11 protein-coding genes are annotated in these 13,850 nt (G+C 44.1%); 6 read left to right on the forward strand and 5 right to left on the reverse strand.

Going from position 1 to position 13,850, the window contains the following annotated elements; translation table 11 throughout:
* Positions 1-118: 118 nt before the first annotated feature.
* Positions 119-784 carry a hypothetical protein gene (locus tag PGX00_RS11230; protein ID WP_272136260.1) on the forward strand — a complete coding sequence of 222 codons (666 nt, stop codon included), beginning with the start codon at positions 119-121 and terminating at the stop codon, positions 782-784.
* 134 nt (positions 785-918) lie between these two features.
* Here PGX00_RS11230 and PGX00_RS11235 read toward each other — a convergent pair whose 3' ends face one another.
* The 4 genes from PGX00_RS11235 to PGX00_RS11250 form a co-directional block, all read right to left on the reverse strand.
* Positions 919-2,025 (reverse strand): M20/M25/M40 family metallo-hydrolase, encoded by a 1,107-nt coding sequence (locus PGX00_RS11235; RefSeq protein ID WP_272136261.1) that lies wholly within the window; start codon positions 2,023-2,025, stop codon positions 919-921.
* 148 nt (positions 2,026-2,173) lie between these two features.
* The gene (locus PGX00_RS11240) at positions 2,174-3,256 is read right to left on the reverse strand and encodes a lipocalin-like domain-containing protein (protein ID WP_407702353.1); all 1,083 of its coding nucleotides are present in this window, start codon (positions 3,254-3,256) and stop codon (positions 2,174-2,176) included.
* Positions 3,257-3,330: 74 nt separating this feature from the next.
* On the reverse strand, positions 3,331-5,871 hold the full coding sequence (locus tag PGX00_RS11245; protein ID WP_272136266.1) for an ABC transporter permease: 2,541 nt from the start codon (positions 5,869-5,871) through the stop codon (positions 3,331-3,333).
* Entirely contained in the window at positions 5,864-6,535 is a 672-nt protein-coding gene (locus tag PGX00_RS11250; RefSeq protein ID WP_272136268.1) for an ABC transporter ATP-binding protein, read from the reverse strand. Before PGX00_RS11250 ends, PGX00_RS11245 begins: the two co-directional genes overlap by 8 nt.
* Before the next feature lie 266 nt (positions 6,536-6,801).
* Here PGX00_RS11250 and PGX00_RS11255 point away from each other — a divergent pair, with 266 nt between their 5' ends.
* Positions 6,802-7,302, forward strand: a complete 501-nt coding sequence (locus PGX00_RS11255) for a type II toxin-antitoxin system HicB family antitoxin (RefSeq protein WP_272136270.1) — start codon at positions 6,802-6,804, stop codon at positions 7,300-7,302.
* Here the strand turns inward: PGX00_RS11255 and PGX00_RS11260 are convergent.
* Positions 7,295-8,680 (reverse strand): formimidoylglutamate deiminase, encoded by a 1,386-nt coding sequence (locus PGX00_RS11260; RefSeq protein ID WP_272136272.1) that lies wholly within the window; start codon positions 8,678-8,680, stop codon positions 7,295-7,297. The two genes, PGX00_RS11255 and PGX00_RS11260, sit on opposite strands and share 8 nt — an antisense overlap.
* Before the next feature lie 204 nt (positions 8,681-8,884).
* Between PGX00_RS11260 and hutC the strand changes: the two genes are divergently transcribed.
* From hutC to hutG, 4 genes are all read left to right on the forward strand, one after another.
* On the forward strand, positions 8,885-9,652 hold the full coding sequence (hutC, locus tag PGX00_RS11265; protein ID WP_272136274.1) for a histidine utilization repressor: 768 nt from the start codon (positions 8,885-8,887) through the stop codon (positions 9,650-9,652).
* A gap of 564 nt (positions 9,653-10,216) precedes the next feature.
* Positions 10,217-11,749: a histidine ammonia-lyase gene (gene hutH / locus PGX00_RS11270; RefSeq protein ID WP_272136277.1), complete on the forward strand. Its 1,533-nt coding sequence runs from the start codon at positions 10,217-10,219 to the stop codon at positions 11,747-11,749.
* A gap of 18 nt (positions 11,750-11,767) precedes the next feature.
* Positions 11,768-12,991, forward strand: coding sequence for an imidazolonepropionase (gene hutI / locus PGX00_RS11275; protein WP_272136279.1), 1,224 nt, complete (start codon positions 11,768-11,770; stop codon positions 12,989-12,991).
* Complete coding sequence (gene hutG / locus PGX00_RS11280; protein WP_272136281.1) at positions 12,984-13,850, forward strand: N-formylglutamate deformylase; 867 nt, start codon at positions 12,984-12,986, stop codon at positions 13,848-13,850. Before hutI ends, hutG begins: the two co-directional genes overlap by 8 nt.

The raw sequence follows: 13,850 nt of genomic DNA on the forward strand, positions 1-13,850 counted from the left end.
TCTGAGCACCTCTATTATTAATAACGGCACAATCATGTCCGTGCATATGCGAACAACTGAACCCTCCTTTACAGACGATGATTTTGCTTTCTTATTAACCTAGATGGAGATACAGAAAATGACCGTAAATCAGATGGATTACGATGCTGCCCGCGCCAAAATGAAACCAGGAGACGTTATTGCTTTTGGAGGTAAAGGCCATTTTTCAGAAATTATTAAGTTTGCAACATTCTCGGATATTTCACATGTTGGCGTAATACTCCAAACTAAAATTTTCGACGATAACTCTGATAGGTATTTCAACCAAATTATCGAATCGACCTCTTTGAACGGATTCAATGGTGTCAATATCTCTCGCTTTAGTGATCGCCTAAACAGCTATGAAGGCGAGTTATGGTGGTTGCCTTTGCGCGAGGAAATTCGAGCCAATCACTTTAATCAAAATGAATTCTATGATTTTCTATTTAATCAAGCGAAAGAAAGAAAAGAATACGATATGCCTCAGGCAATAAAATCAGCGATTGATCTATTAGATGCTGGTCTGCTCGGTGTTCACGGAGGCGCTTACAACAAAGAAGATTTCAGTAAATTCTTTTGTTCAGAATTAGTCGCTGCTGGCTTAGAAAAAGCCAAAGCCATAGATACCGTTAACGCTTCTGAGGTAACCCCGATTGATCTCTGTCGCTGGTGTATTTATGAAGACACCTATTACCAACTCAAAGGGGACCCAAAGAAGAAAATATCACGATTTAATACTGCCAACCCGTCAGATTGGAATGTATAAATTTATCTGGTTAACAAAAAGTACCTATCTCGTTCCCACGATTCAGAGAGCGTGGGAACGAGAATGACCGGATGTTGGGCAGCTAAACGATCAAATTGCACTTTTGTAGTGATGACGTTATATAAAATAACTAATTAACGCGTTATATACGCCACGATGAAACGAGTAATATCAACCATATCAGATACCTTAATAAACTCTTCCGTTGTGTGTACTTTAGACATTCCGGTCGAAAGGTTAACGGTGGTTAAACCTTTTTCATTGAAAATATTTGCATCAGAACCACCACCAGTTGGTTTGGTTATTGGGCTGATATTTATGCTTTCGAACGCTTCTTTAATACTGACCACATGAGAATTATCGTCTGAGATTTGGTAGGCATTGTAAGCACGTGTCGAAATAACCTCTATTTGGGCACCATGCTTGTCAGCCGCAGCTTTAAACGTAGACTCCATGTGTTCAACTTGTTTTGCCAACTTCACATCATTGAGTGAGCGCGCTTCTGCCTCGATATAGAGCTCAGGCATCACAATATTCGTTGCTTCACCACCACGAACAACGCCGATATTTGCCGTTGTCTCTTCGTCAATTCGCGAAAGCGTCATAGTAGAGATAGCATCTGCAGCGACAGTTAGGGCATTAATACCCTCTTCTGGAGCTAAGCCTGCGTGGGCTGGGCGCCCTGTTATCGTCACTTTCAAATTCTGTTGGCCCGGAGCAGAAGTAATTATCGTGCCAATTGGGCCCCCAGAATCCAAAACAATCGCTTGATTGGATTGAATATAATTCATGTCGTAGTTTTTAGAGCCCTTTAGACCCCCTTCTTCAAAAACAGTAAACGCAAGCTCAATAGTTTTGTGTGCTTGATTGTTTTCTTTAATTACACGCACCGCTTCCATGACTGCGGCAATACCCGACTTATCATCACCGCCGAGAATAGTATTGCCTTTAGAGCGTATCACGCCATCTTCAATAATAGGTTCAATGCCATTACCCGGTGTTACTGTGTCCATGTGAGCACTAAATACTATGCTACCCTCGAGCTCACCTTCTAATCTTGCATAAATATTGAAGCCGTTTGATACCGCTTCGGGTACTGGCAATTTGGTCACGGTAAAACCTAAGTGGTCCAATTGCTCAGCGAGCGCTTCTGCAATTGCCTTTTCATTCTTTGATTCACTGTCTATTTGAATAATATCTAGGAAGTGGTTAACTAATCTATCTTGGTTTACTTGAGTCATGATTTTTCTTCTGTTTTGAACGTAAACATCAAACTACTCTCTCGGAGAAACAGTCTGTAAAAAGAGGCATCGAGTCATACCAAAACTCGATAGCATCATCTATTGGGTCAGCATACTTACCCTTTATTAGCGTGACGTTAACGATATATCAGTATCCGGTCAATTCCATATAGCCTTCACCGGTGTGACTGCCGTTAAAATAGACAGGACCTTCCCAATAAGGGATGCTTAATGGCATTTTGGCTTCTTTATTGAGAGCGTTAATGTTTAAGTTTATCTGTTGTGTTGGGATAACAATGTTCCAAACAACAGGATAACTCCCCTCATCAACCTGGTGGTAATCCAGCGGTGTCATAGAAATATCCGCTGAAGGGATGTTCTCTCCTCGACCATCAGGATACATTCTTCTGCCACTGTAAAAGCTCTTCTGTTCTGCGTTACTTGGCCGAAGCTGAAACAACATCAATGTAGAGCCATCATGTAACCGCAGTGCAAACCAATCCCAGCCTTGTTGCGAGTCTGCTAAAAACTGTGAACTCCACTCCCTATCAAGCCAAGCGGTTCCAGTTACGCTTATTAACTCTCCGTTAAGCTTAACCTCCCCTTTAACATCAATAAAAGGTTGGCTGTAATAATGAGAAGCAACGCTACCATCGGCACTCTTTCGGCTATAGCCGTTTTCGCCTTGCAGTTGCAACGGGCTATCGTTGGTCAAGGCTAACCGATAGTCAAACTGATCACTTTCAACAGTTAATAATGCAGGAAACAAGTCATCTCCTTGTGCCTCCCATGTCCAGTTATCCAGTTTAATTTCGAACGGACTTGCACTGACTGCAGAAAATTTGGGGTGCTCGCGCGACCACTTTTCATTCGCTAAGTGTGTATCCTTAGTCGTCACTGCCGTATGGGCAAGATAGAGCTGATTGGTGGCCCATCCTTGGCTTTTCGTTAACGCTTCTGTTTGAATTCGCGCTTCAGCTTCGGGGGACATTGCCATGCGAAATTGAGTCCACTGCACACCTATCTGCTTGCCTGATTCCGTTTCCAGATTGGCGGTCAAGTACCACCATTCTTGCCGAAAAGTTGGATGTGGAAGATGATCATAAGGAAAGGCGAGTTTAGTTTCAGGAAGTACAGCAGCATAACCTGAGCTAGATTGACCTAACGTATTGCTCATCGAAGTGTCCACTGCCGAATCAAAACAGCCCGTTAATACCCCGATTGAAAGCATGAGAGACACTAGCGAGCTATACGTTACAGAAGTAGACGTGAATGAAAACCGAGAAAACAAGGCCATAAAACCCATCATATCACCTCACTCTGAAGGCTAGAAACTAAAGGTCGCTTAGTTTGTAAGTAAATCGGTAAGGCAACCGCCAGCAAACTAGAGAGCAACGCTATTCCCACTACTTCGAAATAGGCCGGCCAATTCCACAACATAGCAATACTCCAACCAAAGGCTTGCAGAGTCACTTTGTTTATAAGCAAATAGCCTAACATCGCTCCGGTAGGCAACGCGACCAAACAAGTGAGCAAAACGATACTCAACATCTGGCTTATCACCATATAGGTTAATCGTTGTTGGCTAACACCCAAACTGTATAAACGCGCAATAGGAGCCACTCTAGCTTGAGTGAGCATAAAACAGGCGCTAAATAGACCAACTGATGCCACTAAAAGAGTCAGACTATTCAACACCTGAGTAATAGAAAACGTCTTATTGAATATCGAAATGGCGCGCTGTTTAATCTGCTGTTGGTCATAGATTAACGCATCCGACATACCAAATTTTTTCTTCAAACGCTGCCGTAGCATCTCCGGTTCACCATCAAACCCAACCCCAATCCCAGCGGGTACGGTAGAAAAACCATACTCTGTCCAAACCGATTGCGAAACCAGTACTTCGCCATAAGGGTTGCCGTAATCGTAAAATATACCAGCGATATTAAATGACCGGCTGGGCAAAGCGTGCAAATGAATACTGTCTCCCAGAGATAGCTTTGATCTAATCGCCATTGGCTCACTGATGATCACTGAGTTCCCATCATAAAACGAGCTCCAGACATCGCTGGCTGAACGTTTGAAAATAGCGGTCTTTTCCATCGTTTCAGGATCTTTGGTGCCTACGATAATCGGTAGACCACCGTACTGACTGCTAAGATAAAATTGCTTATAGACCGCCGTCACATCGGGCTGATTATGAAGATATTGCTCGACTTTACTGATCTCAGATTGTGCGGGTCGAACATAAAGGTCAGCGTGCAACCTTACGTTTAGCCAATTGGTCAACGTCGATTCAAAGCTGCCTACCAACGTATTCATAGATATATTGGCCGTAAGGGCCAAAAGCATCGCCATCATCGCTAATGATAGTGGTGAGACCAGCTCCTTTGTTTCTGCAATTTGATAACCAATAAGCCCCTTACGAAAAACCTTTGCAACCAGGTTAACCAATATAGACAGAGATAAAGGGAGAGAAAGCGGTATGGCTATTACAACCAGACCCAGAAGCACCATTGTTTTCTGATAATCGTCGCTAAAGGGCATCAAAAATGCGGAAGTCGCCGCCAATACAATGGCGATAATAAACTGGATACGGTGAGTACGTTCGGCATTGTTTTGTTGGCTGTATTGCCCAGCACTGTGCGCCAACGGCTGGCGTAAAAGTTGTGTGAAGAGTGAACCACAGGCAAGCGCTGTAGATATCATCGTGAGTAAGATAGCTTGCCACAACCAACTCCAACGCCAGATGCCGGGTAATATCCTTGCGTCGTATAACTGCTCAAGTGTGACGGAAACCATAGGGTGAAGCCAATGACTTAACTGAAGCCCTGCGATAAAACCAATGACGGACCCAATCAGAATCAAGCCAAAAAGCTCAAAGAATAGTGCCAAAAGTAATGGTATTTTCGCCATGCCAATCTGCTGCAACTGAATAAATAGCCGCTGTCTTTTTAACAAACTATACCGGACGCCGTTATAGGCGATAAACAGACCGACAATAAACGCGAGCATACTCATAGCGGTTAGATTAAGGTGAAAACTCTCGGTCAACGCTGTCAGGTTTTCTCCATTGTCGCTCTGGCTTAGCACTGCTCTGTCACCTAGTAACTGAGTTAATGGCTTTTGATCTTGCTCTGCCAAATCAAACAAAGCGATATAACTTAGTTTTTCAAAGCGCCTGAGTAACCGTTGAGCCAAGGAGATATCCATCAGTACTCGGTTACCTAAGCTAAAATCATCACTTACGCTCACCACTCTAAGCGATTGTCCCGCCAGAGTAATCTCTGATCTTTTGGATACTTTCTTTTCCAATTGTTGACTCATCAATACAATCGGTTTCCCCGCCACCATATCGGTGATCGGAAGGCGGCTATCAAACAGTGAAGGCGTTTCTCTACTGCCTGTATTGGTGTTCTCATTGTTTAAGACGGTTAAAGCAGCAACCAAATCACTACCTTGAACTTGCCAGCGATTTCCTAAATTATCGAGCAGTGTTCCTTCAACCACTGCCAAGCTCTGACTAAAACCAGCACGTCGAAGGTCAAAGTAGACGTTTTCATCTAGCCACTGTTGACCCGCTTTTGGGGTAATAAACCAATTGGCCTGCTGACTAAGTTGCTCGGAAGCGACGCTGTAACTGCGTTTGGCGTTCTCATTGATCGCCCGAACCCCAGTAAGAAGAGTCACCGCAAGAATAATCCCAATAATGATTGCCCCCGCCTGAAGTGGTGACTTTCGGTAGTGAGCCAAAAAGATCTGCAGGCAAAGCCTAGCCTTATAAAGCATGTCTTTTTTAGGCACTCTTTTATTCATTAATGAGTTGCCGCTAGGTTGGCTACTCATTAATCTTGCCATGTTCTAGATGCCAGTGGCGATTCATAAAATTAGCGCAGGTCTGACTATGGGTCACCAGTAAAATACTGGTGCGGTTTTCCGCAGCAAGTTCACACATAAGCTGCATAACCTCTACGCTTGCCGTTTGATCCAAATTCCCTGTTGGCTCATCCGCTAATAATAGCTCTGGCTTATGGGCTAGTGCTCTCGCTATTGCGACTCGTTGTTGTTGTCCTCCGGACAAATTCTCAACATGGCGTTTTAGCAGAGGCGTTAACCCTAGCCTGTCCGCTAAATGGTCACACCAATCATTCCATTCAAGATTATTTAGTTGCAGTGGAAATCCGATGTTGTCGGCAACGTTTAGAGGAGTAAGAAGATTAAACTGCTGAAACACTACACCTAAGTTCTGATGACGAAACTGGCTCCAACGTCTGTCTGTCCAGTCTTGAGTATTGTTTCCTAGTAATTCAAGTTGCCCAGAGCTTGCTGGTTCAAACCCTGCGATAACGTTCAGTAGAGTACTTTTACCACTACCGCTAGCCCCCGTAAGTGCGATAGTATCGCCTCGAAAATGGGTGAGTCCGAGATTATCCAGCACTCGATGACGTTGGTCGCCATCAATAAACTCTTTGGTGATCTCATCTAACTGAACTATCTGCTCTTTTTTCATCGATATTCCATACACTCAAACCAGTTCAGCTAGCATAACCTATTATGCCTAAGGCAAAAACAACCGCTTCTATCAAGCGTTAAATGTTTCTTCGAGTCAGATCTCTATAAACAGTTATACATGCTCATTGTGGCGACCTATAAGGACAATTAAACTCATTCAAGAAAATATGGCTTATAAAAACTTTAGAGGTGGAAGGGTTATATCCATTGTGCTAGACACAGGTAGGGGTTATAGTAACCCCCAACAAAGATGAGAGAGGACATGTGAAAAGCAGAGACTTGATAAAGGAAATAGAAGCTGCTGGCTACAAATATCTAATCCTGCAAATCATTAAAGGAAAAATCATGTTATATCCTATTGCTATCGAAAAAGGTGATGTCAACACTGCGTTTGGTGTTGTATTCCCTGATGTCGAAAATTGCTTTGCAGCCGGAGACAGTTATGAAGACGCGCTAATACAAGCTAAAGAAGCTTTAGAGCTTCATTTTGAGGCACTAGCGGACACAGAGAATTTGCCACCATCAGCGACTAGCATTGACGATCATATCTATAAAGAGCAGTTTCAGGGATGGGTATGGGCGCTAGTTGATATAAACCTTGAGCCATACTTAGGTAAATCGAAAAAGTATAATGTGTCCTTGCCGACGCTATTACGCAAAAAAATTGATTATGCCGTAGAGCACAACGAACAATACGGCGGTTTTTCTCAGTTCGTTCAAGAAGCCGTTGCGAAAGAACTCGAACGTATTCATAAGGCTAATTAAACAACCGCTTCAACAAAGCCGTAAAGTCTCGGCTGGCTTGATCTTCTTGTGCGTGTCTGAAATCGTTAATCACTTGTTTCCCTGCTACATAAACGTGCTGAATAAGGTTCTCGTTACAGGCGAATATCCAACGATTAATAATGTCTTCGTGATGACTAGCGGCGATAAATGAATGCTTATGGTCTAGTACCATAAAGTCCGCACGATGACCCACCGCCAACCCTAACTTCACCTTGGATGCTTGATTACCTCCCAATAAAGCCTGTTGAAACAGAAAGTCCCCCACACGGTTTTGTTGCGAGCAACTATCTTTTTGGCTATCGCCATATAGACGATTCCGCTGTTGATCACGTAAGCGCTGGCTGTATTCTAATGTACGTAACTCTTCAGCAACCGATAAGCTTACATGGCTATCCGAGCCTATGCCCCAACGGCCACTTTCACGTGTAAATTCTACCGCCGGAAATATTCCGTCACCCAAGTTCGCTTCCGTGGTAGGACATAACCCAACAACGGGTCGTTGTTGGGTTATCGACAATATTTCGTCAGTGGTAAGGTGTGTGGCGTGCACCAAACACCATCGCTCATCTAGGCCAATTTCATTGGCTAACCATTGCACTGGCCGTTGACCACTCCAATCTAAACAATCTTTCACCTCTTTTTGCTGTTCGGCAATATGGATATGAATGGGCATTTGTTTTGGGCCTTCTTCCAATACTTGATAAATTTGGGACGGAGTAACCGCTCGTAACGAATGGAAACAAAGGCCTACTTGGTGAAGGTTATGCTCTGAGACCATCGTTTGGCACTGTTGATGGATAGAAAGATATTGGTCAGTTGTATTAATAAATCGAGCTTGCCCTTCACTTGCAGGCTGCCCACCAAAGCCTGAATGACTATAAAGTACTGGTAATAAGGTTAACCCTATCCCCGCAGTGTTGGCCGATTGAATCAGATGTTGCGCCATTTCTGCTTTTTGACCATAGGCTTGACCATTGTGCTGATGATGCAGATAGTTGAATTCCGCTACCTGACTGTAGCCGGCCTTTAGCATGTCGATATAAAGTTGCGTCGCTATAATACCAACGTCTTCCGGTGACAGCTTTTGCACCATCTTGTACATTAAGTCACGCCAACTCCAAAAACTGTCATTTGGATTCAGACACACCTCTGCCATCCCGGCCATCGCTCTTTGAAATGCATGGGAGTGAAGATTTGCCATGGTAGGTAACGTTGGCCCTGTCAGTCGTGTTGCATCTTTGGCTTCCGCATCTTGAGTAATCGCCTGTATCACCCCATTTAGCACTTCAATACGGACGTTTTTCGCCCAGCCTGAGGTTAAAAATGCTTGCTCTGCAAAATACACTTGGCTTGTCATAGGGACCCTAATTTGTGTGAGCTTATCGGAATTAAGTGTATCAGAATTCAACTTGTCTATACAAGACAGGTCATTTATTGTGATAAATCGACCATGCTCTAGTAAAAACCTGTAATGCATCGAAAATAGTCGTTATAATTCCATTAAATCACACAATAACCACTGCCCCGCTTCAACACGCACAGTGCAAACAAGGTTAAAAAAATGGTCAACACCACCAGCAGCATGATGTACAGCTTATCTGAATCCATTGAGGATTCTCCAGCGCCTATTTATGCACGAGTAAAACAGGCCATTTGTGAAAAAATTGAAAGCGGTGAATGGAAAACTAATCAGCGAGTACCGTCAGAATCAGAGATGGTGAAAGCGTTAGGTGTGAGCCGAATGACCGTAAATAGGGCCTTGAGGGAGCTAACGGGCGAAGGGATATTAGCTCGCCAACAAGGCGTAGGAACCTTTGTAGCAAAGCCAGTTGCGAAGAAAAAAGCCCATTCAGGCCTGTTTGAGGTACACAATATCGCTGAAGAGATAGCAACTCGAGGGCATCAACACAAAGCCAAACTATTAGAAATTACCAAATCTAAAGCCAACATGGATGAAGCAATGAACCTAGGGGTCCGGACTAACCACCCTATTTTTCGCGCTCGAATTTTACACTTAGAAGACGAATTACCCATTCAGATTGAAGAACGTGTTGTCAACGCTAGCCTTGCTCCTGACTACGATAAACAAGATTTTCAACATAATGCAACTTACGACTATCTTATGAAGGTCGCCCCTATGACCGAAGGCGAACACCTCGTTGAAGCGGTAATAGCAACGGTTGAAGAGTGTGAACTGTTGCAGATTGAAATAGGCGAACCTTGCCTGCAAATTAAGCGCCGAACATGGTCTAACGATCAACTTGTCACAACTGCACGCCTTTTATCTCCCGGCTCACGCTTTCAACTGTTCGGACACTTTGGTCAATAGTATCAGTTTGTTTATAACATCGCTTTTAGAAGAAAGTCGATTCACATAATGATATTCGGTTAATACTAAACTCCTCGGTTATTCACTGCTTTTCAGTTAGCACATAATCCTATCACCATTCCTGCTTTTCTCTAATCGTGTCCGCCCCCTGCGCCATTCCAGCCCTTCTCTAATCGTGTCCACACCCCTCGCCATTCCAGCCCTTCTCTATACGTGTCCACACCCTTCGCTATTCCAGCCCTTCTCTAATCGTGTCCACACCCCTTGCCATTCCCAAGTGCTCTCGTCATTCCCGAGTGCTCTCGTCATTCCCTCGAAGGAGGGAATCTTGAATCTAGATCTCTACTTTCGTAAAGATGACAGGGATTACGTAAAGACGACGAGTTCTACAGGCTGATGAACTAGGTACTTATTCGCTCCTTACATTTAAAAAACTTGCGTTCATCCATATTTCCTCTTATTGTTACATCAACTTGTATAGACATGTATCGTCATTTAACCATGGCCGATTTAAATGGCTCATGATGAAGAAAATTATTGTAGATGGAATGGAGACGTCCCTTAATGTATGAATTGACCATAGTGCCTGGAAAAATCACATTGCCTGAACTGCGCAAGATCAGTCGTAATCAGGTGAAATTATCGTTAGATCAACAGTCGATTGAAGGCATTCACGCAAGCACACAGATCGTCAACGATGTCATTAAGGAAAACCGAACGGTCTACGGCATCAATACCGGATTTGGTTTGCTAGCAAATACTCGTATCGCTGAAGAAGATTTAGATACATTGCAACGAAGCATCGTTTTATCGCATGCGGCCGGTATTGGTAAATTGATGAACGATGCAACCGTAAGAATGGTTATGGCGCTTAAGGTAAACAGCTTAGCGCGTGGTTTCTCCGGCATTCGTTTATCGGTTATCGAAGCACTTATCACCCTGATTAACAAAGAAGTTTACCCTTGTATCCCGCAAAAAGGATCCGTTGGAGCTTCCGGTGACTTGGCACCTTTAGCTCATATGAGCGCGGTACTATTAGGTGAAGGTCAAGCGCGTTATAAAGGCGAAATAATTTCAGGCCAAGCAGCATTGGCAATAGCAGGACTAGAGCCTATCACATTGGCCCCCAAAGAAGGTTTAGCGCTACTTAATGGCACTCAAGCGTCTACCGCTTTTGCGCTTGAAGGCTTGTTCCATGCTGAAGATCTATTTGCCTCCGCTGTGGTGTGTGGTTCATTGTCGGTTGAAGCGGCACTTGGTAGCCGCCGCCCTTTTGACGACCGTATACATCAGGTTCGTGGTCATCAAACTCAAATCGATGTTGCCAAGGCTTATCGCCACCTACTCTCTGATAGCAGTGAGTTAGATAAGTCTCATGTGGGCTGTGAAAAAGTGCAAGACCCTTATTCCCTGCGCTGTCAGCCACAGGTGATGGGGGCATGTTTAGACCAAATCCGAAACTCAGCTCAAACACTCTTGGTTGAGGCCAACGCCGTATCTGATAATCCACTCGTGTTTGCAGACGAAGGTGACATTCTTTCTGGTGGAAACTTCCACGCGGAACCTGTCGCGTTTGCTGCAGATAACCTCGCGTTGGCAATTGCGGAAATAGGTAGTTTGTCCGAACGTCGTATGGCGTTACTCATCGACAGCAATCTCAGTAAATTACCTCCGTTTCTTGTCAATAATGGCGGTGTTAACTCTGGCTTCATGATCGCACAGGTCACCGCAGCGGCCTTAGCGAGTGAAAACAAAACCTTCGCACACCCAGCTTCTGTCGATAGTTTACCGACGTCAGCAAACCAAGAAGACCATGTTTCTATGGCTACTTTTGCGGCTCGTCGTTTAAAAGACATGTCTGAAAACACACGCGGTATCTTGGCTGTGGAAATACTCTCTGCCGTTCAAGGCTTAGATTTTCGGGCTCCACTGAAATCGACAGAACGACTTGAACAGGTACGAGCGGAACTACGTGCTTGCGTTCCATTTTATGATCAAGACCGTTATTTTGCCGCAGATATTGAAAAAGCAAACGAGCTTCTAACTCAAGCGGTTCATAACATGCTTATGCCAGCCGATTTATTGCCGAGCCTATAAGGTCCGCTGGAGGTATTAATGAGTAACAAACAAACTTTTGACTCTGTCTGGTATGGTTTTCATGTTGCAACGATGGTTGATGGTCGATATCAGGTGATAGAAGACGCAGCTATCTGTGTAAAAAACCAATCCATTCTATGGGTTGGAAAACAAACAGAACTACCCAATTATCATGCACAATCCGAACATGATCTTGGTGGAGGTTGGGTCACTCCAGGGTTAATCGATTGCCATACTCACTTAATTTTTGGTGGCAACCGCGCTAATGAGTTTGAACAACGGCTAAATGGCGTTAGCTACAAAACATTGTCTGAAAATGGTGGTGGTATTGCGTCGTCGGTTAGATCAACTCGTGAAGAAAGCCATCAACAGTTAAAAGATTCCGCATCTCGTCGGCTTTTAGCACTAATGAAAGATGGCGTGACCACATTAGAGATAAAATCGGGCTACGGATTGTCTCTTGAGCATGAAATCAAGATGCTTCAAGTAGCTCGATCATTAGGTGATGACTATTCGGTTGATATAAAAACCACCTGCTTGGCGGCCCATGCGCTACCAAAAGAATACGCCAACCGACCAGATGACTATATCGATTACCTGTGCGACGAACTGTTGCCAGAAATAAGCAAGCTAGGACTTGCCGACGCTATCGATGCATTTTGTGAAGGGATAGGATTTAGCCCCGCACAGGTTGAACGTTATTTTAAGGCGGCACAAGCACTTGGCATACCCGTTAAGCTTCACGCAGAACAGCTATCCTCACTTGGTGGCGCGTCCCTCGCTGCACGCTATCAGGCCCTTTCTGCCGACCATCTTGAATATATTACCGAACAAGACGTTGCAGCTATGGCAAAAAATGGCACTGTCGCGGTGCTGTTACCCGGTGCTTTTTTTACCTTAAAAGAGACCAAAAAGCCGCCTATTGAACTTTTACGTCGATACCAAGTACCGATTGCTATCGCTACAGACGCTAACCCCGGCACCTCGCCAGTACTTTCGTTACGACTAATGATGAACATGGCCTGCACACTTTTTGACTTAACCCCTGAAGAAGCATTAGCAGGCACTACCGTTCATGCGGCTAAAGCGCTTGGAATATCGGGCTCTCATGGTGAAATCACCGTTGGAAAAGTGGCTGACTTTGTCTGTTGGGACGTTGAAAGCCCCGGTGAGCTGAGCTATTGGCTAGGAGGTAACCTAATAAAAACCCGAGTTAAATCGGGAGAGGTATGCCATGGATAAGCAAGAGTCACCACTATTTAAAATTGACCCCCCTTATCACTTTGTTAAAGGGGACAGTCCCGTTTTAGTGAGCATTCCTCATGCTGGTTTATCTCTGTTACCTGAGATGACAAATGCACTGAGTGAAGAAGCAAAATCGCTGCCAGATACCGATTGGTACGTGCCTGAACTGTACGATTTTTTGCCTCAACTCAGTGTCAGTGTTATCAGTGCCAATTACTCGCGCTACGTGATTGATTTAAACCGTCCAGAGGATGACAAGCCTTTATATAACAGTAAAACAACCGGACTTTTCCCCGACATTTTATTCTCAGAGCAGCCGATATTTTTAAAGGACGGCCAACACAGTGAATCGAGAAAAGATCAGATAAAAAATGAAATTTGGCAGCCGTATCATCAAAAAATCGCAACTGAACTGGCTCGTATTAAAGCCAAGTTTGGTTATGCTATTTTATTGGATGCCCACAGCATCGCGGCGCAAGTACCTATGTTGTTTGATGGCAAGCTACCAGACTTTAACTTTGGCAATAACGATGGCACGAGCTGCTCAACTAAATTATTAACGTGCGCGGATAAGGTCGTCGCTACCAGTCACTACAGCCATGTCTGCAACGGTCGTTTTAAAGGCGGCCATATCACACGATTTTTCGGTCAACCTGATCAGAATATTCACGCTATGCAATTAGAACTATCCCAATCGACCTATCTAAAATCCGGTCTTAAAGGGTATCAAATAGATATAGCCAAAAAACAAACCATTAGCCCACTCTTAAAGCAGATGATTACTGCGTTAATTGATACCGGGACAAAAATGTATTCACAAGAGAAAAGAAAAATAAACGAGGTCGATGATGAGTAA

The sequence above is a fragment of the Vibrio algarum genome (assembly GCF_028204155.1).
Taxonomy (GTDB): domain Bacteria; phylum Pseudomonadota; class Gammaproteobacteria; order Enterobacterales; family Vibrionaceae; genus Vibrio; species Vibrio algarum.